Raw genomic sequence first — 17,483 nt, forward strand, 5'->3', positions numbered from 1 at the left:
GGTGGGCGCTAGTCACTGCTTGTTCTCCTTCAACCGTTGTCGACCCAGTCTAATGAGGCGCTTTGGCCCGCGTTGACCGGCGGAGTCAGCGGATGGACAGGAGCGGTCCCGGCGCGCGGCCGCCGGCGAGCGCGGCCGCGTCGGTGAGCAGTCCGGATAGTTGCATGGGATAGACCGTCTCCCCCGCGGCGACGAGCTGGGCGATGTCGGCAGCGTCACACCAGCGGTGGCCGTGGATGTAGCTGCGTTCCAGTTCGGTGCGGCCGGTGCGCGACGGCTCGAACCGCCGGGTGCGGTAGACGAAGTAGAACTCCTCGCTGTCGATCAGCGAGCCGTTGAACTCGAAGACCTGGTCGCGACGCCATACCGGCCCGACCATGTCGGCCGGCGCGACCCGCAGGCCGGTCTCTTCGGCGAGCTCGCGCGCGGCGGCCTCGGCCAGCCGCTCCCCCTGCTGTACCTCGCCGCCCACGGTGAACCACCACTTCGGCGCGTGCTGTTCGGCCAGCGCCGGATCCGACCCGCGCAGCAACAGCACCGCGCCGGTCTCGTCGAGCAGCACGACGCGGGCCGAGGTGCGGTGGTTGAGCACGCCGTGATCACCGTGGGCCAGCGCGTGCGGCCGCTCGACGATCTCGAAATAGCTGGGCAGCCCGGCGGTCCCGCCCAGATGGAACAACCGCACCAGGGGCCGCTCGGCCAGCGCCAACGTGTCGCGCACCGCGTCGTTGTGGAAGCGGCGGGCCAGCAACACCCGGGCCTCGGCGTCGGCCAGCTCGGCGATCAGCCCGGCCGGCAAGGACGCCGGGTCGACGACGGCCAGCGCGGCCGACAGCTCGTTTTCGCACGTCTCCCGCGCTGGCCGGGGCGCGCCCTCGGCGGCATCGGCCAGCGCCGCCAGCCGCCGCCCCTCGGATGCGCCGCCGTAGGCGTCGATGGCCACGGCGCGCGCCACCACCGCGCGCCGCGCCAGCGCACCGTCGAGCGCCTGCCAGGACAGGTCGTAGCGGACGTGCAACCGGTCCAGCCGGTTGGCCGTCCGGTACGCCCAGGCGCCGAAGACGGCCAGCACCGCGACCAACACCGCGATGGCGACGATCACCCATGTCATCAACCGGCCACCTCAACCTTGGCGCCCGACGCGGCGACCGTCTCGTAAACCCGCAGGATCTGACTGGCCACCACCGACCAGTCGTAGCGCTGGACGGTGGCCGACCCGGCCGCCACATAGCGTTCCCGCAGCACATCATCCTCCAGCACCGCGATCAGCGCATCGGCGAGCGCGGCGCCGTCGCCAACGGGCACCAGCCGGCCCACCTCGCCGCCGGCCAGCACGCGCCGGAAGGCGTCGAGGTCGCTGGCCACCACCGGGGTGCCGGCGGCCATGGCCTCGACCAAGACGATGCCGAAGCTTTCCCCGCCGAGGTTGGGGGCGCAGTAGACGTCGGCGCTGCGCATGGCCGACGCCTTCCCGGGATCGTCGACCTGGCCGAGGAAGCGAATATGGTTCACGAATTCGCCTGCCTGACTGCGCAATTCGTCCTCATCGCCGCGCCCGACAATGAGCAGCTGCACGTCGGCGAACCGCTCGACCAGCCGCGGCAGCGCGTCGAGCAACACCCCCACACCCTTGCGCGGCTCGTCGTAGCGCCCCAAAAACAGCACCGTCTTGCCGGAGCGCGGGTAACCGTCCAGCAGCGGCGCGGTGGCGAACGCGCCGACGTCCACGCCGTTGGGGATCTCCACCGCGTCGGTTCCCAGGGCCTCCATCTGCCAGCGCCGCGCCAGGTCGGACACCGCGATTCGGCCGACGATCTTTTCGTGCATGGGACGCAGGATGCCCTGAAACACCGTCAGCGTCAGCGATTTGGTGGTCGACGTGTGAAACGTCGCCACGATCGGGCCCTCGGCGATGTTGAGCGCCAGCATGGACAGACTCGGCGCGTTGGGCTCGTGCAGGTGCAGCACGTCGAAATCGCCTTCGGCGAGCCACTTTTTCACCTTGCGGTGGGTGGCCGGGCCGAAGCGCAGCCGGGCCACCGACCCGTTGTAGGGAATCGGGACGGCCTTGCCCGCCGAGACGACATAGTCGGGCAACACGGCGTGCGGCGAGGACGGCGCGAGCACGCTGACGTCGTGCCCACGGGCCCGCACCACCTCGGCGAGCTGCAGGACGTGCGACTGAACCCCGCCCGGAACGTCGAACGAGTAGGGACAGATCATCCCAATGCGCATCAGGTGTCCCTTAGCCGGGCCTGCTTGGCTTCCGGGAGGTCGGCCAGCCACTGCGGCTGCATCATGTGCCAATCCTCGGGGTGGGCGGCGATGTTCTTCTCGAAGTGATCGGCCAGCAGCTGGGTGATCGCCTGGACGTCGCCGCTGCTGCAGTCCAGGAGCGGGTCTATGGCGACGCCCCAGCCCTGGCCCTCGAACCAGCAGTGGGCCGGTAGCAGCGCCGCCCCCGTCGCGACCGCGAGCTTCGCCGGCCCGGCCGGCATCCGGGTGGGCTGGCCGAAGAAATCGACCTGCACACCGGTGCGGGTCAGGTCGCGCTCGGCCATCAAGCACACCACCCGGTTGTCCCGCAGCCGGTCGCACAGCACGTCGAACGGCGGCCGCTCACCCCCGGACAGGGGCAGCACCTCGAAGCCGAGGCCTTCGCGGTAGGCGATGAACCGCCGGTAGAGCGATTCGGGTTTGAGGCGCTCCGCGACGGTGGTGAAGGTGCCGTGTGTCTGCGCCAGCCACACCCCGGCCATGTCCCAATTGCCGCTGTGCGGCAACGCAATCACTGCGCCACGGCCAGCGGACAGCGCTGCTTCGATATGGTCTCGCCCGAGAATCGAGTCATGCAGTTCACGACCCAGCTCGGGCAGGTCCATGCTCGGCAGGCGAAACGCCTCGCGCCAATAACGGGCATAGGAGGCCAGCGAGGCCCGCATTAATGAGTCAGGAACGTCGGAGGGGGGCACGCGCAAGACGCGGGCCAGGTTCTTGCGCAACTGGTCTGGGCCACCACCGCGGGCCGCGTAACGCGCCGCGGCGCCAAATGCGTTGCGCGCGGCAAACTCCGGCATCGCCCGCACGGCCATCCAGCCGGTCGCGTACGCCCAGTCGGAACCGGCGCCGCTCAACCGGCCCGCGACGCGGCTCACCAGGCGGCTCGGCGCCGTGATCGCGTTCATGCCCGGCGGAGTGGGAATCATGGTGTGACCGATCCGCGGTCGGTCGCACCCGGGGAGGTGCGCACCGTATGCAGGCGCTGCGCGCAGGTGACCAGGCTGGCCGCCGCCAACAGCCACATGGCCACCGGCAAGGCGGGCGGCCACGCGACGAACGGAAAGTCCGAGACCCCGGCGCCGACCAGCACGATGATCAGCCGCTCGGGACGTTCGATGATGCCGCCGTCGCCGCGCAGGCCGCTGGCTTCGGCCCGGGCCTTGATGTAGGAGATCACCTGCGAGGTGACCAGGCAGATCAAGGTGGCCGCCGCCAGCAGCTTGTCGTGCAGGCCGAACACGACCCACCACAGCAGCCCGCAGAACACCGCGCCGTCGCTGACGCGGTCACAGGCGGCGTCCAGCACCGCGCCGAACCGGGTGCCGCCGCCGCGTTCCCGGGCCATCGCCCCGTCGAGCATGTCGAAGAGAACGAAGAACCAGACCACCAGCGTGCCGATGAACAGCTTGCCCATCGGGAAGAAGATCAGCGCCCCCGCCACGGCCACGATGGTGCCCAGGACGGTGACGACGTCGGGAGTCAATCCCAACCGCAGGCACGCTCGTGCCGTCGGGGTGGTCAGCCGCGCGAACGCCGCCCGGGACAGGAACGGCACCTTACTCATCGGCGCCGCTCCTCCTCATCGCTGCGCTCTGCATCGTCGCCACCGCGGCTCATCGGCGCCGCTCCTCCTCATCGCTGCGCTCTGCATCGTCGCCGCCGCGGCTCATCGGCGCCGCTCCTCCTCATCGCTGCGCTCTGCATCGTCGCCGCCGCGGCTCATCGCTGGTTCGTCCACTCCGTCGCCAGCAGTTGGCGGGTTTCGCGCAGCAACTGCGGGATCACCTTCGACCCCCCGATGATGGTGATGAAGTTGGCGTCGCCGCCCCAGCGCGGCACGACGTGCACGTGCAGGTGCTCGGCCAGCGACCCGCCGGCCGAGGTCCCCAGGTTGAGACCGACGTTGAAGCCGTGCGGGCGTGACACGTTCTTGATGACGCGAATCGCCTTCTGGATGAAGGACATCAGCTCCGCGCTTTCCGGATCGGTCAGGTCCTCCAGCTCGGAGACGCGACGGTAGGGCACCACCATCAAGTGCCCGGGGTTGTACGGGTAGAGGTTGAGCACGGCGTAGACGAGTTCACCCCGCGCGACCACCAGGCCGTCTTCGTCGGTCAGCTGCGGGATGTCGGTGAACGGCTGCTCGCTTTTGCCTGACGAGTTGGAGTCGCGCTTCATCGGCGCTTCGGCCAGGTAGGTCATCCGGTACGGCGTCCACAACCGCTGCAGATGATCCTCCTCGCCGACACCCCGGTCCAGAATGGTGTCGTCGCTACGCGGCTCGGCGCGTTCGCGCTCACTCACCGGTGGCCACCTTCACGAGTTCGGCAGTGGGAGCGGCATTCTCGCGATCGGCGATCCACTTCACAATGGCGTCGACGGCGTCGTCGCGGCGCACGCCGTTGATCTGGGTGCGGTCACCGAAGCGGAAACTGACCGCGCCCGCCTGAACGTCACGGTCGCCGGCGAGCAACATGAACGGCACCCGCTGGTTGGTGTGGTTGACGATCTTCTTGGCCATCCGGTCGTCGCTGCCGTCGACCTCGACGCGTACGCCGTGTGAACGCAACTGCGCCGCAACCTCGTTCAGGTAGTCGACGTGCTCGTCGGCGACCGGGATGCCGACCGCCTGCACCGGCGCCAGCCACGCCGGGAAGGCGCCGGCATAGTGCTCGGTGAGGATGCCGAAGAACCGCTCGATGGACCCGAACAGCGCCCGATGGATGAGCACCGGCCGCTGCCGCGACCCGTCGGACGCGGTGTATTCGAGCTCGAATCGGTCGGGCATGTTGAAGTCGAGCTGGATGGTCGACATCTGCCAGCTGCGACCCAACGCGTCCTTGACCTGCACCGAGATCTTCGGGCCGTAGAACGCAGCGCCGCCGGGGTCGGGAATCAGCTCCAGCCCGGAGGCCACGCCCACCTCGCGCAGAACTTCGGTGGCCTCGTCCCACATCTCGTCGGATCCGGAGTACTTCTCCGGGTCCTTGGTGGACAGCTCCAAATAGAAGTCGTTGAGCCCGTAGTCGGCCAGCAGGTCGAGCACGAAACGCAACACCGACGCCAGCTCGTCGCGCATTTGCTCGCGCGTGCAGTAGATGTGGGCGTCGTCCTGGGTCATGCCGCGCACCCGGGTCAGCCCGTGCACCACGCCCGACTTCTCGTAGCGGTACACGCTGCCGAACTCGAAGAGCCGCAACGGAAGCTCACGATACGAGCGGCCGCGCGACCGATAGATCAAATGGTGCATCGGGCAGTTCATCGGCTTGAGGTAATAGTCCTGCCCCGGCTTGCGCACCGTCCCGTCCGCGTTGAACTCCGCGTCGAGATGCATCGGCGGGTACATGCCGTCGGCGTACCACTCGAGGTGGCCCGACGTGATGTACAGCTGCTCCTTGGTGATGTGCGGGGTGTTGACGAACTCGTAGCCCGCCCGCTCGTGCGCGCGGCGCGAGTACTCCTCCAGTTCGCGGCGGATGATGCCGCCCTTCGGGTGGAAAACCGCCAGACCGGAACCGATTTCGTCGGGAAAGCTGAACAGGTCGAGCTCGACACCCAGCTTGCGGTGGTCGCGACGCTGGGCCTCTTCGATCAGCTCGAGGTGGGCATCCAGCGCCTCCTGCGACTCCCAGGCGGTGCCGTAGATGCGTTGCAAACTGGCGTTGCTCTGGTCGCCGCGCCAGTAGGCGGCCGAGCTTCGGGTCAGCTTGAACGCCGGGATGTGCTTGGTCGTCGGGATGTGCGGGCCCCGGCACAGGTCACCCCAAACCCGTTGCCGGGTGCGGGGATTGAGGTTGTCGTAGGCGGTGAGTTCGTCGCCGCCCACCTCCATGACCTCGGGGTCGCCGGACTTGTCGTCGACGAGTTCGAGCTTGTAGGGCTCGCCGGCCAGCTCCGCGCGCGCCTGGTCCTTGGACTCGTAGACGCGGCGTTCGAACAGCTGGCCCTCTTTGACGATCTGGCGCATCCGCTTTTCCAGTGCCACCAGATCCTCGGGCGTGAACGGCTCGGGCACGTCGAAGTCGTAATAGAAGCCGTCGGTGATGGGCGGGCCGATGCCGAGCTTGGCTTGCGGGAACAGCTCCTGGACCGCCTGGGCCAACACGTGGGCGGCCGAATGCCGGATCACGCTGCGGCCGTCGTCGGTGTTGGCCGCCACCGGAATCACCTCGGCGTCGGCGGCGGGCGCCCAACTCAGGTCGCGCAGCTTGCCGTCGGCATCTCGCACCACCACGACACCGTCGGGCGCGCCCCGGCCCGGCAACCCCGCCTCCCGCACCGCGGCGGCCGCGGTGGTCCCGGCCGGCACCCGGATCGGGGCTTGCCAGGAAGGGTGTGCGGGGGCGGTCATTGTGGCGGTCTCCAAGGCTCGACGGGTCGACGACCATGCTATCCGGGCGGTTCGGAGCCGAGCAGGGCCGTCGAGCGGGCGCCCGCAAGTCCGGCAAGATGGGGTCGATGGGGGCGCAGACGGCTTTGACGTTGCTGCTCGGCGCCGTCGCGGTCATCGTGCTGGTCAACTGGATCAGCGAGCGCACCGGGCTGCCCAGCGCGACCCTGCTGGTTCTCGTCGGCATCGGTTATGCGCTGGTGCCGGGGCCGAACATCGGCCTCGAACCCGACGTCGTGATGACCTGCATCCTGCCGCCGTTGCTGTTCAACGCGGCGCTGGAATCGTCGCTGGTCGGCATCCGGCGCAATCTGCGCACCGTCATCAGCCTGTCGGTGGTCCTGGTTCTGCTGACCGCGGCGTCGGTCGGTGTCGCGTTCGGCCTGCTCGTCAGCGGCGCGACGCTCGCGGTGGGCATGGTGCTGGGCGCCGCGGTCGCGCCGACCGATCCGGTGGCCGCGCTCGCCGTGGCCCGCAAGGAAGGCCTCCCGCTCAACATCGTCACCCTGATCGAGGGCGAGGGACTACTCAATGACGCGACCGCGCTGACCACACTGTCGGTGGCCATCACGGTGGCGCGCGGCGCCGCGTTCTCCGTGCCGTCGGCGATCCGCGAGTTCGCGCTGGCGGCCCTGGGCGGCCTGGCGGTGGGCATGGTGTTCGCATACTTGCGGCGGCTGCTTCGCCGGTGGCGATCCGACGTGCTGACGGCCAACGCGATTTCGCTCGCCACACCGTTCGTCACCTATCTGGTGGCCGAGGAGCTGTCCGCCTCCGGGGTTCTGGCGGTCGTGGTGTGCGGGTTGATCGTCGGTCACGACTCGCCGCGGCTGGAATCGGGCGCGAGCCGGTTGCAGACCCGGGCCGTCTGGCGGCTGGTCAACTTCCTGCTCGAGGGCCTGGTGTTCTTGCTGATCGGCCATCAGCTGCCGGCCATCCTCGACGATTTGGGCGGCTATGACCTGTCGACGATGGTCGTGGCGGTCAGCGTCACCGTCGCGGTGGTTCTCCTGGTGCGGCCGCTGTGGCTACTGATCACCCAGTCGCTTCCCCGGCCGATGCACACCCGGCTTGGCGACGTCTCGGGCACCGACGAACCCGATACGGGGCGTCGGTCGGATCGCACCTCCGAGCGCCTCACGGGCCGAGAAGTCTTCGTGCTGAGCTGGGCCGGCACGCGCGGCGTCGTCAGCCTCGCGGCGATTTTCGCGGTTCCGTTCGTGACCGACAGCCGCGCGCCCTTTCCCGATCGCGACCTGCTGCTGTTCTGCACCCTGGTCGTCGTGCTCGTGACGCTGATCGGACAGGGCATCACGTTCGGCCCGCTGGTGCGCGCGCTGGGCCTGCGCGCGAATGCCACCGACGAACTGCGGCTGCGCAACCGCGCTCGCGCCGCCGCCGTGCAGGCCGCGCTGGACCGGCTCGACTCGTTGGACCAAGAGGACGACGCAGACGTCGACCCCCGCGTGATCGACGGTGTGCGCCAACAGTTGTCAGCACGGCTCGAGCGGTATCAGCACCGGCTCGATCTCTTGACGGACCCCGGCGAGACGCCCGCGGCGCCCCGCTACGAGGCCGCAGTCGCCATACGCCGGGTGGCCATCGATGCCCAGCGCGACGAGCTCGTGCGCTGGCGCGATGCGGGCATGCTGCCCGACCAAAGCCTGCGCGCGATCGAACGCGAACTCGACCACGAAGAGAGCACGCTGCCGATGCGGACGCGGCGGGCACGCCGGCGCGCTCAAAGATCATGATTTGCAACGTATTTGGTGCAAGCTAGGAAGACCCCAGCCACGCCAGCGCGGCGACCGTCAATGCCTGCGTGCCAGTGTCGAGCGTGGGCTGGATGACGGGGAAGAACCGCGGGGAATGGTTGACGGGTATGTCCTCGGCGACGCGGCCCGCCGAGTCGGCCTTGCGATAGACGTCGGGATCGATTCCGCCTATCCCCCAATAGGTGTACGGGGCGTTGAGCGCGCGGGGAATGTCGCTGAAGTCCTCGCTCGCAGTCTGCGGAGGAAGCTCGCCTGCCCGGTCACCGAAGAAATCGTCGAACGCGGCACGCACCCGCGCGGTGACCGCGGGATCGTTGTCGGTAGCCGGAAAGTGGTCCGTCAGCGCGAAATCGGGCTCCTTCGGGGAACCGGACGCCTGGCACTCGGCGGTGACGATGCGCCGGATCGCCTCGAGCATTCTGGCGCGGGTCTGCTCGTTGTAGGTGCGCAGGTTCAGCTCCAGCACCGCGCGGTCGCCGATGACATTGCTCTTGGCGCCCGCCTCGATCCTGCCGACCGTCAACACCGCGGGCTCGGCGGGTGCGATCTCGCGCGAGACGACGGTCTGCAACCGGATCACGATCATGGCGGCCAGCACCACGGGATCGACGGCCGCCTGCGGCATCGAGCCGTGCCCGCCGCGGCCATGCACGGTGATTCGCATGCTGTCGGCGGTCGTCAGGACGGGCCCGGAGCACGTCGCCACCCGGCCGGCCGGCAACGGCAGCACATGCTGGGCCAGTGCGACGTCGACGGGACCGACGAGCTTCGCCAGCCCGTCGTCGACCATGCACCGCGCGCCGTCTCCGACTTCCTCGGCGGGCTGGAACAGCGCGACTACGGTGCCGCGCCACGGCGCGCGCGCGGCGGCGAGCAGCGAGGCGGCGCCGAGCAGGCAGGTCACATGGACGTCGTGCCCGCAGGCGTGCATCACCGGACGTTGGTTGCCGTCCGCGTCGGTGGCGGTGACGGCGCTGGCGTACGGGAGCCCGGTGTCCTCGGCCACCGGCAGAGCGTCCATGTCGGCGCGCAGCATGACGGTGGGACCGTTGCCGTTGCGCAGGATCCCGACCACGCCGGTGCCGCCGACGCCCTCGTGCACGTCGTAGCCGAACTCGCGCAGGCGTAGGGCCACCGCCGCCGCGGTCCGGTGTTCGTCGTGCGACAGTTCCGGATGCCGGTGCAGGTCGCGGTAGAAGTCCTCCTGCCAGCCGCGGACGTCGGTCAAACCGGCGAGCACCGCCGAGTCGCTATTCATCGTTTCCGTCCTCCCTGGTGCGGCGAGGCCCGACGAAAAACCTTGCGGGCCACACCGACCGGGGTACCCACTCGGCCCGGTCGTGTCAGGGCTGGCCGGGTTTGAGCCGCACGAACAGCGCGTCGGCCTCGGTCAGCAGGCGCTCGCCATCGGTCAACCGGCCCGACACGAAGATCTTGCGCCCGTCCACCCGGTCGACGCCGGCGTCGAACTGCAGTTCCTGGTCGACCGGAACGATGTTGCGGTAGTCGATCTTGAGGTAGGCGGTGCGCTGGCGACGGCTGCCGGTGAGCAACACCGCCGTCAGACCCAGCACAGTGTCGAAGAGCATCCCCAGCGACCCGCCGTGCACGGCGCCGTTGCGCCCGAGGTGGAACCGGGCGAATCGGGCCTCGCCGTGGACGCGGCCGTCGTCACCCTTGCGCGCCGACATCGGGATCGTCAGGATGTTCCCCCGCATCGGCAGGTCCATCCGCCGGCCCGACGGGGACGCCCATTCGTCGGCGTCGAACGGCGCGAGCAACGCCGACACCTTCTCCATTAGGTCGGCCGCCTCGGTGATCACCTCGTCGGGGGCGTCGGCGGCGCGGGCGTGATCCTGCAACGCGCGCACGGCGTCGATGAACCTGCCGTAGTCGGGCCCACCCTTGGTGGTGGGTTCGGGCGGGTTGAATCCACCGCCGGGGTGTCGCTGATGTTCGGCCACCACCACACCGTATTGCCCGGCGGCCGCGCGCTTTCGCGTGGTGGCTAGCCGCTCTGTTGAGCCCCGGCGGCGGACAGGGTCTCGAACTCGTCGTCGGACAGCGTGATCTCGGCGGCGGCGACGTTCTCCTCCAGGTGCGCCACCTTCGAGGTGCCCGGAATCGGCAGCATCACCGGCGACCGCTTCAGCAGCCAGGCCAGCGCCAGCTGCGACGGCGTGGCGTCGTGCTCGGCGGCGATGCGCTGCAGCGGCCCATCGGGGGCGGCCAGCGGCCCGGCGGCCAGCGGGAACCACGGGATGAACCCGATGCCCTGTTCGGTCACCGCGTCCAGCAGCGGCTCGGCGTCGCGGGCCGTCAGGTTGTACATGTTCTGCACCGACACGATTTCGGTGATCTTCTGCGCGGCGGTGAGCTGGTCGACGTTGATCTCCGACAGGCCGATGTGGCGGATCTTGCCTTCGTTCTTGAGGGCGAGCAGCTCGCCGACCTGATCCTCCAGCGGGTAGTGCTTGTCGATGCGGTGCAGCTGGAACAGGTCGATGGTGTCCACGCCCAGCCGGCGCAGGCTCAGCTCGCATTCCTGGCGCAGATAACTGGGGTTACCCAACGGAATCCAGATGTCCGGGCCGGTACGCAGCAGCCCCGCCTTGGTTGCAATCACCAGACCGTCATAGGGATGCAGCGCCTCGTGGATGATCTCCTCGGAGAAGTACGGTCCATAGGAATCGGCGGTGTCGATGAAGTTCACCCCGAGTTCGACGGCGCGGCGCAGCACCCGGACGCATTCGTCGCGGTCGTCGGGCGGACCCCACACGCCCTTGGCCGTCAGACGCATCGCCCCGAAGCCGAGTCGGTTGATGGTCAGATCTCCACCGAGGGTGAATGTTCCGGACGCCCCGGCAACGGTTTTCGCGTTTTGTGCGGTCATTTCTCCGACCGTACTCGCAGAATGCCGCCGCGCATCTCGGCGTGGCAAGCTGAACGCGTGGACCTACGAGCGCTCGAGGAACTTCCGCTGACCTATCGGGAGGTGGGTGCGACGGCGGCCGGCGAGCTGCCCGCCGGATACGACCATCAACACGCCGAGCGCCAAATCGGCACGGGCCGGCAGCGTTTCGAGCAGGCGGCTGACGCCGTCCTGCGCTGGGGCATGCAACGCGGCTCGGGGCTGCGCGTGCAGGCCAGCTCCGAGATCGCCGTCGTCGACGCGGTGGTGGTGGTGCGGATGGGCTTTCTGCCGGCGCCGTGCCGGGTTGTATACGTCGTCGACGAACCCGACATTCGCGGCTTCGGCTACGGCACCCTGCCAGGACACCCGGAGTCCGGCGAGGAACGCTTCGTGGTGCACTACGACCCGATCACCTCCGCGGTGTACGCGGAGGTGTCGGCGTTCTCCCGTCCGGCGACCTGGTGGAGCAAGGCCGGCGGGCCGGTGGTGCGGATAACCCAGCGGCTCATCGCCAAGCGCTACCTGCGGGCGGTGTGACGCCTCGGGCTACCGGGCCGCGATGCGGCCACTGTGCACGCCCTGCGCCAGCCGGGCCAGCGCGATGGCGCCCACGAACAGCCCGAAGTCGCGCAGCGCGACGTCGTAGAAGCCGGGCCCGCTGACCAGGTCGATGATGATTCCGGCCAGCCAGGCCGCGACCACCCAGGCGCCCAACCGTGGGGCGACCGCCACCACCACCCCGGCCACGATCTCGACGACCCCGACGAGATACATGCACTGATCGGCCGTTCCGGGAACCAGGTCGTCGATCCAGCCGGCCAGATACATGCTCCAGTGATGCGGGTGGGTCAGCAGGTTGAAGAACTTGTCCAAGCCGAACACGATCGGCGCGATCGTGAACACCGTGCGAAGCGCGAGGTAGGCCGAATAGGCCGGGTCCCGTAACTGCTCGGCGAGGGCGGGGGCCGCGCTGACTTGTTTGGTGCTCATGGGTGCCTCCATTTCTAACGGATAATATTTCGAACGGTAGAATGGATAGACTCTAGCGTCAAGCATTTTGTCTGTTAGAAACACCGAAGGAACGCACGACGGGGGGCCCTGCAGCGTGACGTCGCCGCGCGCCACGCCAGCGCGACGACCAGCGCCGAGCGTCACGCCAGCTGACGACCAGCGGTCCTATGCGCCCCAGCCGGACAGCAACCGTGCCGCACCCGCGCACATCTCGTCGATGACCTCGCCCACCGACGCGTCGTCGCGGATCATCCCGACGCCCTGACCGGCATCCACGGGCGCGATCCGGCAGTCCCCCGTCGCGATCGCCGTCGCCAGCTCCTCGCAGGCCCCCGGGTCCAGCGCTTCTTCGTGACCCGTCCAGTGCTCGACGAAGTCGTTGGCCAGCACCCGCGACGGGAATCGCGCCGGCCAGGGCAGCCCCTTGGCGACGTCGAAGACCCGGGTGACGGCGGTGTCGGTTTCCGTGGCGGCGACCAGGGCCCGGCGCCCGGCGTCGCCGGTCAGCGCCTCGGGACAGGCCGACAGGCGGGTGCCCACCCACGCGCCGTTGGCGCCGGCGGCCAGCACGGCGGCCAGGCTGCGCGCCGAGGCGACGCCGCCACCGGCGAGCACCGGCACCGGGACGGCGTCCAGGACGGCGTCCAGCAGCGGCAGCAGGCCCAGCTTGACCTCGCCGTGCCCGCCGCCCTCGGACCCGCGGGCGACCAGGATGTCGACGCCGGCATCGACGGCCCTGCGCGCCCCATCGCCGTCGTAAACCTGTGTGACGGTGGGGATTCCGGCGTCATGCGCCTTGGCGACCCAGGACCAGTCGGTGCCGAAACTGACCGACAACAGGGCGGGCCGCGCGGCGAGCGCATCCTCGAACAGGCCCTCCTCATTGCGCATCACCCAGTCGACCAGGCCGATGCCGAACCGGCCGTCGACCTGCTGAAGCTGCTCGGCCAGCAGTTCGCGAGTCGCGACGCTGCCCATGCCGACCATGCCCAGACCTCCGGCGGCCGTGACCGCCGCGGCCAGCCGGCCGCCGGCGACCCCGCCCATCGGGGCGTTGACGATGGGTACCCGTAGACCGAAGCTCGTTGCCCAGGGCGTCGAGAGCATCGGCGGCTAGTGCGCCGACGGGATGGTCTTCAGCACGGTCAGCAGGACCACCGAATCCTCGATCGCGTGCAGGGCGTGGCGCTCGGGCGGAATCGCAAGGTATCCGCCGGCCTTGCCCTCCCAGGCGTCGCCGCCGGTGGTCAGGCGCACGTGGCCGTGCAGCACCTGCAGCGTGGCCTCGCCGGGGCTGTCGTGCTCGGAGAGGTCGTGGTCGGCCAGCAGGGCCAGCACGGTTTGCCGAAGCTCGTGGCTGTGTCCGCCGTGGATGGTGTGCGCGGCCCGCCCGCTGTGGGACTGCTTGGCCTCGGCGAGCTTTTCGGACGCGAGGTCGGTCAACGAAATGGAATCCATTGTGAGTCCTTCGTAGTTGCAAGGCCTTTCACCAACGGCCTTGAGGGTTGGAGGTTAACCGCTCAGTAGCAGTATCCCCGCCGCGATGAGGCCGGCGACCTTGACCGCCTCCAGCGCGACGTAGCCGTAGTGCGCCCGGGAGCGCGGTCCGTCCGATCCGGCCAGCACCCGGTCGGAACGACGGGTCAATGCGGGCCGCACGACGACCAGCTGCACGGCCAGTGCGGCGACCGCGACGGCAATCGCCACGATGACGCCCGTCCGGCTCGGGCCCGCGATCACGATCGCCCCGATGACGAGCGCAAACGCCACCTCGACGGTGTTGAGCGCGCGGAAGACCAGCCGGCCGATGCTGAGCCCGATCTGCAACGTCACATTGGGCGCCCGGAACTTCAGCGGCGCTTCCAGGAACGAGATGGCCAGCACCATGCCGAGCCAGACGAAGGTGAGCGCGACGGCGATCGCCGTTCCGGTGGTCATTTGGCCGCCCCTTGCAGAGTGAGGTGAGCCAGACACAGATCCGGCTCGACGAACGGGTCGAGCCGGTCCACCGAGACCGGCGCCCCCCAGGTTTCCACCGCCCCCTGCATGAGGCCGAGGTGCACCGGACACACCACATTCGATCGGTTTTCGGCCAATTCCAGAAACGGGCAGTGCCGCAGCCCGACTTGCTGTTCGCCGTCGACCACCCGGCGCTCGGGCGCAAAGCCCAGTTCGTCGAGGACATCGATCAAACGGGCGATGACCTCTTCGGCGTTGGCGGGGGCGGCGGCCGGCGGATGCAGCTCGGCATCCACCTTGCGTCCCCAGGCACGGCCCGCGGCGAGGGCCTTGGGCCCCGGATCGCGCTCGGTGGCGAAGGCCATGGTGAGGATCTCGGCGAGCAGCCGGTAGTGGCGCGTCCCGCCGCGGTCCATCTGCCGGACCGCACGGAACATCAGCGGGGGGCGCCCCGGGCCCTTGCGGTCCAGCTCGACGTGCTCGACCTGCCCGTCGGTGACCAGGCTGTCGAGGTGGAAGCGGACGGTGTTGGGGTGCACACGCAGTTCATCGGCGATCCCGGCGATGCTCATCGGATCCGGCGAGGCGCGGAGCAACCGCATCACCGCGCGGCGCCGGCCGGCCGATTCGCCCGCGACCGAACCCTGAAGCTCCTGGCGCTTCTCGGACTTCTCGGCTTTCTGGGTCTTCTGCGCCTTCTGGGTTCTCTGGGTCTTCACAGGGTCCCTCACACTGCTAGTCCTTTACGCCCCGTCCGAACGGGCGGCACTGGGCTGACCCGCCACCAGCGGTGTGTCGACGCCGAGCGCACCAACCTTGGCCGCCCCGCCCGGGGACCCCAATGGCTCGTCGCGGCCCGGCAGCGTCTCGGCGAAGAATGCTCCATTGTCGGCCAGGTGCGGCTTGAGATCCTCAGGCAGGTCATCTTCGTAGTAAATCGCCTCCACCGGACAAACCGGTTCACACGCGCCGCAGTCGACACACTCGTCTGGATGAATGTAGAGCGCCCGGCCGCCCTCGTAAATGCAATCCACGGGACACTCGTCGACGCACGAACGATCCATCACATCGACGCATGGCTTCCCGATCACGTAAGTCATGGGCTAAAGTTTACACAAGATGTCTTGTAGAAATTGGAGATCGAGGCCGGAGAACCATGACTGCCAACGAACTTGACGTACGCGAGTTGCGTAAGCCGGACAAGCACCCGACGATCTTCGCCGCCTACGGCGCGCTGCAGGTCGGCGAATCGTTCGTCCTGGTGAACAACCACGATCCCAAGCACCTGCGCGAGGAATTCGAAGCCGACTATCCCGGCGGCTACGAATGGGAATACCTCGACGAAGGCCCCGTCTGGCGGATCCGGATCGGTAAGCTCAACGACACCCCACCCCCGGTGCGCCGTGGACACCACGAGCTGGTCCTGGAGTCACCGCAAAGCGCTGCGCGACAGGAGATCTGATGCCAGGACAACGAGCAGGTTCCGAACTTCCGTTGCCGGCATCGCGCCGCGACGACAGCGCCGTGGCCGGCCATTGGCTGCTGGCGCGGCTCGGCAAGCGCGTGTTGCGCCCCGGCGGGGTCGAGCTGACCCGCACCCTGCTGTCTCGCGCGGAGCTCAACGGCGCCGACGTGGTCGAGCTGGCGCCGGGCCTGGGCCGCACCGCCACCGAGATCGTGGCCCGCGGGCCCCGGTCGTACGTCGGCGCCGAGGGCGACCCGGACGCGGCCAACATGGTCCGCGGCGTACTTTCCGATCTCGGCGCGCAGAATGCCGCCGTGCGGGTGGCGGACGCCGCCGAGACCGGATTGCCGGACGCCAGCAGCGATGTCGTCATCGGCGAGGCGATGCTGACCATGCAGGGCGACGCGGCCAAGCAGGCCATCGTCGCCGAGGCGGCCCGCGTGCTGCGCCCGGGGGGCCGCTACGCGATCCACGAACTCGCCCTCACCCCGGACACGGTCTCCGAGGAGATCAGCACCGAGATCCGGCAGGGGCTCGCGCGTTCGATCAAGGTGAACGCGCGCCCGTTGACAATCGCGGAGTGGTCGAAGCTGCTCGGCGAGCACGGATTGGTGGTCGACAACGTCACCACCGCCCCCATGGCCCTGCTGCAGCCCCGCAGGCTGGTCTCCGACGAGGGCCTGGTCGGGGCGCTGCGGTTCGCCAGGAACGTGCTCCTGCACCCCGACGCCCGCAAGCGGGTCCTGGCGATGCGCCGCACGTTCCGCAAGCACCGCAAGCAACTGGCCGCCGTGGCGATCGTCGCCCACAAGCCGGCGGCTCCGGTCACGGGCTAACCGCCCCGGCAGGCTCCAGGACGGCTGCGCCGTTCGCCTTGCGCGTCGCTTCCGATAGCGGGTCCCGACTTTGGGCCCGTTCCGCAATCTGTGCGTGACGGTTTAGTGACGCCCCCTGACGTAACTTGGCTGCGGCAGTTGTGGGGAGAACGAAGGAGCTTGCCGGCCATGGGTGTTAGCCCGCCGTCGCTGACGGATTCCGACCTCGACGCGTTGGCGTCGGATTTCCTGCAGTCGCATTACCTCGGCTCCATCTACGCCGACTGGTCGCCCGATCGGCGGCTGGACATGTTCTTGAGGCGGCGCGGCCTCGCCAGGGTGGCCAACGACGGCGACCTGTCCCACAACGTCTTGCAACGCATCATGTCCCGGGCGGGCCGTGCCTCATTGGCGCGGCATTGATCGGCCTGCTCTTCTGCTGCAGAACCAGGTAGGCGACCCGATGAACAACAACCACGAAAAAGTTCGATTTTTGACGGCCGAAATGACGACCCACGCATTGGTACAGACGTACTATTGCGGTCTAGAGCTGAACGAGCCGCCGGGGACGGGTGAGTCGTTGAGGCTAGCGGGGAGGGGACGATGAATTCACCGAAATGGATGGTTCATTGGCCGCAACGGAGGCCGACGGCCACGATCTACCAATTGACCGATCGGCTCCACCGGGGGCATGTCGCCCGGGTGCCCGCCCATCAGATCACGGCGACGGTGTCGGCGTGGCTGGCCGACCTGGGTGCCAACAGCCCGCTGGTCGACGAACTCGAACGCGCCGTGTGCGGCGGCGACTGGGCGGCGGCGCACGCCCTGGGTGAGTGCTTGTCCATCGAGATCGCGGTGGCCGACTGAGGATCGC

At 68.9% G+C, this 17,483-nt stretch carries 21 protein-coding genes; 6 read left to right on the forward strand and 15 right to left on the reverse strand.

Features of this window, described 5'->3' with window-relative positions; translation table 11 throughout:
• Positions 1–85: 85 nt before the first annotated feature.
• From G6N26_RS08280 to thrS, 6 genes are all read right to left on the reverse strand, one after another.
• Positions 86–1,111, reverse strand: a complete 1,026-nt coding sequence (locus G6N26_RS08280) for an NUDIX hydrolase (RefSeq protein ID WP_067168185.1) — start codon at positions 1,109–1,111, stop codon at positions 86–88.
• Positions 1,111–2,235 carry a glycosyltransferase family 4 protein gene (locus G6N26_RS08285; protein ID WP_067168184.1) on the reverse strand — a complete coding sequence of 375 codons (1,125 nt, stop codon included), beginning with the start codon at positions 2,233–2,235 and terminating at the stop codon, positions 1,111–1,113. The genes G6N26_RS08280 and G6N26_RS08285 overlap by 1 nt, the downstream gene beginning before the upstream one ends.
• Complete coding sequence (locus tag G6N26_RS08290; protein WP_082991344.1) at positions 2,235–3,206, reverse strand: phosphatidylinositol mannoside acyltransferase; 972 nt, start codon at positions 3,204–3,206, stop codon at positions 2,235–2,237. The genes G6N26_RS08285 and G6N26_RS08290 overlap by 1 nt, the downstream gene beginning before the upstream one ends.
• A complete protein-coding gene (pgsA, locus tag G6N26_RS08295) occupies positions 3,203–3,844 on the reverse strand; it encodes a phosphatidylinositol phosphate synthase (protein ID WP_067168182.1) in 642 nt (213 codons plus the stop codon). Before pgsA ends, G6N26_RS08290 begins: the two co-directional genes overlap by 4 nt.
• A gap of 155 nt (positions 3,845–3,999) precedes the next feature.
• Positions 4,000–4,584: an ATP adenylyltransferase gene (locus tag G6N26_RS08300; RefSeq protein ID WP_067168181.1), complete on the reverse strand. Its 585-nt coding sequence runs from the start codon at positions 4,582–4,584 to the stop codon at positions 4,000–4,002.
• A complete protein-coding gene (gene thrS, locus G6N26_RS08305; RefSeq protein ID WP_067168180.1) occupies positions 4,577–6,631 on the reverse strand; it encodes a threonine--tRNA ligase in 2,055 nt (684 codons plus the stop codon). The genes G6N26_RS08300 and thrS overlap by 8 nt, the downstream gene beginning before the upstream one ends.
• A gap of 98 nt (positions 6,632–6,729) precedes the next feature.
• Between thrS and G6N26_RS08310 the strand changes: the two genes are divergently transcribed.
• Positions 6,730–8,424, forward strand: a complete 1,695-nt coding sequence (locus G6N26_RS08310) for a Na+/H+ antiporter (RefSeq protein WP_179960353.1) — start codon at positions 6,730–6,732, stop codon at positions 8,422–8,424.
• A 22-nt stretch (positions 8,425–8,446) separates the two neighbouring features.
• Here G6N26_RS08310 and G6N26_RS08315 read toward each other — a convergent pair whose 3' ends face one another.
• From G6N26_RS08315 to G6N26_RS08325, 3 genes are all read right to left on the reverse strand, one after another.
• Positions 8,447–9,703: an amidohydrolase gene (locus G6N26_RS08315; RefSeq protein ID WP_083019181.1), complete on the reverse strand. Its 1,257-nt coding sequence runs from the start codon at positions 9,701–9,703 to the stop codon at positions 8,447–8,449.
• A gap of 85 nt (positions 9,704–9,788) precedes the next feature.
• The gene (locus G6N26_RS08320) at positions 9,789–10,415 is read right to left on the reverse strand and encodes a PaaI family thioesterase (protein WP_067168177.1); all 627 of its coding nucleotides are present in this window, start codon (positions 10,413–10,415) and stop codon (positions 9,789–9,791) included.
• Positions 10,416–10,453: 38 nt separating this feature from the next.
• Positions 10,454–11,338 (reverse strand): aldo/keto reductase, encoded by an 885-nt coding sequence (locus G6N26_RS08325; RefSeq protein ID WP_083019183.1) that lies wholly within the window; start codon positions 11,336–11,338, stop codon positions 10,454–10,456.
• A gap of 57 nt (positions 11,339–11,395) precedes the next feature.
• On the opposite strand from G6N26_RS08325, the gene G6N26_RS08330 reads away from it, so the two are divergent.
• Entirely contained in the window at positions 11,396–11,896 is a 501-nt protein-coding gene (locus tag G6N26_RS08330) for a DUF1990 family protein (protein WP_083019265.1), read from the forward strand.
• 9 nt (positions 11,897–11,905) lie between these two features.
• On the opposite strand, the gene G6N26_RS08335 is transcribed toward G6N26_RS08330, so the two are convergent.
• The 6 genes from G6N26_RS08335 to fdxA all read right to left on the reverse strand — a co-directional run bounded on the left by G6N26_RS08335 (position 11,906) and on the right by fdxA (position 15,429).
• On the reverse strand, positions 11,906–12,349 hold the full coding sequence (locus G6N26_RS08335; protein WP_083019185.1) for an Rv2617c family stress response/phage resistance protein: 444 nt from the start codon (positions 12,347–12,349) through the stop codon (positions 11,906–11,908).
• Between the two features lie 186 nt (positions 12,350–12,535).
• On the reverse strand, positions 12,536–13,477 hold the full coding sequence (locus tag G6N26_RS08340; protein WP_083019188.1) for an NAD(P)H-dependent flavin oxidoreductase: 942 nt from the start codon (positions 13,475–13,477) through the stop codon (positions 12,536–12,538).
• Positions 13,478–13,483: 6 nt separating this feature from the next.
• Positions 13,484–13,828 (reverse strand): cupin domain-containing protein, encoded by a 345-nt coding sequence (locus G6N26_RS08345; protein ID WP_083019190.1) that lies wholly within the window; start codon positions 13,826–13,828, stop codon positions 13,484–13,486.
• Positions 13,829–13,882: 54 nt separating this feature from the next.
• Entirely contained in the window at positions 13,883–14,308 is a 426-nt protein-coding gene (locus G6N26_RS08350; protein WP_067168173.1) for a hypothetical protein, read from the reverse strand.
• Positions 14,305–15,048, reverse strand: coding sequence for a helix-turn-helix transcriptional regulator (locus tag G6N26_RS08355; RefSeq protein ID WP_083019192.1), 744 nt, complete (start codon positions 15,046–15,048; stop codon positions 14,305–14,307). The genes G6N26_RS08350 and G6N26_RS08355 overlap by 4 nt, the downstream gene beginning before the upstream one ends.
• Before the next feature lie 24 nt (positions 15,049–15,072).
• Positions 15,073–15,429 (reverse strand): ferredoxin, encoded by a 357-nt coding sequence (fdxA, locus tag G6N26_RS08360; protein ID WP_083019195.1) that lies wholly within the window; start codon positions 15,427–15,429, stop codon positions 15,073–15,075.
• Between the two features lie 56 nt (positions 15,430–15,485).
• Between fdxA and G6N26_RS08365 the strand changes: the two genes are divergently transcribed.
• From G6N26_RS08365 to G6N26_RS08380, 4 genes are all read left to right on the forward strand, one after another.
• The gene (locus G6N26_RS08365; protein ID WP_067168170.1) at positions 15,486–15,791 is read left to right on the forward strand and encodes a DUF2249 domain-containing protein; all 306 of its coding nucleotides are present in this window, start codon (positions 15,486–15,488) and stop codon (positions 15,789–15,791) included.
• Positions 15,791–16,630, forward strand: coding sequence for a class I SAM-dependent methyltransferase (locus G6N26_RS08370; protein WP_067168169.1), 840 nt, complete (start codon positions 15,791–15,793; stop codon positions 16,628–16,630). The genes G6N26_RS08365 and G6N26_RS08370 overlap by 1 nt, the downstream gene beginning before the upstream one ends.
• A gap of 189 nt (positions 16,631–16,819) precedes the next feature.
• On the forward strand, positions 16,820–17,032 hold the full coding sequence (locus tag G6N26_RS08375; RefSeq protein WP_179960355.1) for a hypothetical protein: 213 nt from the start codon (positions 16,820–16,822) through the stop codon (positions 17,030–17,032).
• Between the two features lie 180 nt (positions 17,033–17,212).
• On the forward strand, positions 17,213–17,476 hold the full coding sequence (locus G6N26_RS08380; protein ID WP_067168167.1) for a hypothetical protein: 264 nt from the start codon (positions 17,213–17,215) through the stop codon (positions 17,474–17,476).
• Positions 17,477–17,483 lie beyond the last annotated feature (7 nt).

Origin of the sequence: Mycobacterium marseillense, from assembly GCF_010731675.1 — a bacterium.
Taxonomy (GTDB): Bacteria; Actinomycetota; Actinomycetes; order Mycobacteriales; family Mycobacteriaceae; genus Mycobacterium; species Mycobacterium marseillense.

What these genes read in the sequence shown, in the direction of transcription:
- G6N26_RS08335 (WP_083019185.1), bottom strand. Translation starts at nt 12,349, where the DNA reads ATGAGCACCAAACAAGTCAGCGCGGCCCCCGCCCTCGCCGAGCAGTTA.
- G6N26_RS08340 (WP_083019188.1), bottom strand. Translation starts at nt 13,477, where the DNA reads ATGCTCTCGACGCCCTGGGCAACGAGCTTCGGTCTACGGGTACCCATC.
- pgsA (WP_067168182.1), bottom strand. Translation starts at nt 3,844, where the DNA reads ATGAGTAAGGTGCCGTTCCTGTCCCGGGCGGCGTTCGCGCGGCTGACC.
- G6N26_RS08365 (WP_067168170.1), top strand. Translation starts at nt 15,486, where the DNA reads ATGACTGCCAACGAACTTGACGTACGCGAGTTGCGTAAGCCGGACAAG.
- thrS (WP_067168180.1), bottom strand. Translation starts at nt 6,631, where the DNA reads ATGACCGCCCCCGCACACCCTTCCTGGCAAGCCCCGATCCGGGTGCCG.
- fdxA (WP_083019195.1), bottom strand. Translation starts at nt 15,429, where the DNA reads ATGACTTACGTGATCGGGAAGCCATGCGTCGATGTGATGGATCGTTCG.
- G6N26_RS08325 (WP_083019183.1), bottom strand. Translation starts at nt 11,338, where the DNA reads ATGACCGCACAAAACGCGAAAACCGTTGCCGGGGCGTCCGGAACATTC.
- G6N26_RS08310 (WP_179960353.1), top strand. Translation starts at nt 6,730, where the DNA reads ATGGGGTCGATGGGGGCGCAGACGGCTTTGACGTTGCTGCTCGGCGCC.
- G6N26_RS08380 (WP_067168167.1), top strand. Translation starts at nt 17,213, where the DNA reads ATGAATTCACCGAAATGGATGGTTCATTGGCCGCAACGGAGGCCGACG.
- G6N26_RS08290 (WP_082991344.1), bottom strand. Translation starts at nt 3,206, where the DNA reads ATGATTCCCACTCCGCCGGGCATGAACGCGATCACGGCGCCGAGCCGC.
- G6N26_RS08370 (WP_067168169.1), top strand. Translation starts at nt 15,791, where the DNA reads ATGCCAGGACAACGAGCAGGTTCCGAACTTCCGTTGCCGGCATCGCGC.
- G6N26_RS08285 (WP_067168184.1), bottom strand. Translation starts at nt 2,235, where the DNA reads ATGCGCATTGGGATGATCTGTCCCTACTCGTTCGACGTTCCGGGCGGG.
- G6N26_RS08315 (WP_083019181.1), bottom strand. Translation starts at nt 9,703, where the DNA reads ATGAATAGCGACTCGGCGGTGCTCGCCGGTTTGACCGACGTCCGCGGC.
- G6N26_RS08345 (WP_083019190.1), bottom strand. Translation starts at nt 13,828, where the DNA reads ATGGATTCCATTTCGTTGACCGACCTCGCGTCCGAAAAGCTCGCCGAG.
- G6N26_RS08350 (WP_067168173.1), bottom strand. Translation starts at nt 14,308, where the DNA reads ATGACCACCGGAACGGCGATCGCCGTCGCGCTCACCTTCGTCTGGCTC.
- G6N26_RS08280 (WP_067168185.1), bottom strand. Translation starts at nt 1,111, where the DNA reads ATGACATGGGTGATCGTCGCCATCGCGGTGTTGGTCGCGGTGCTGGCC.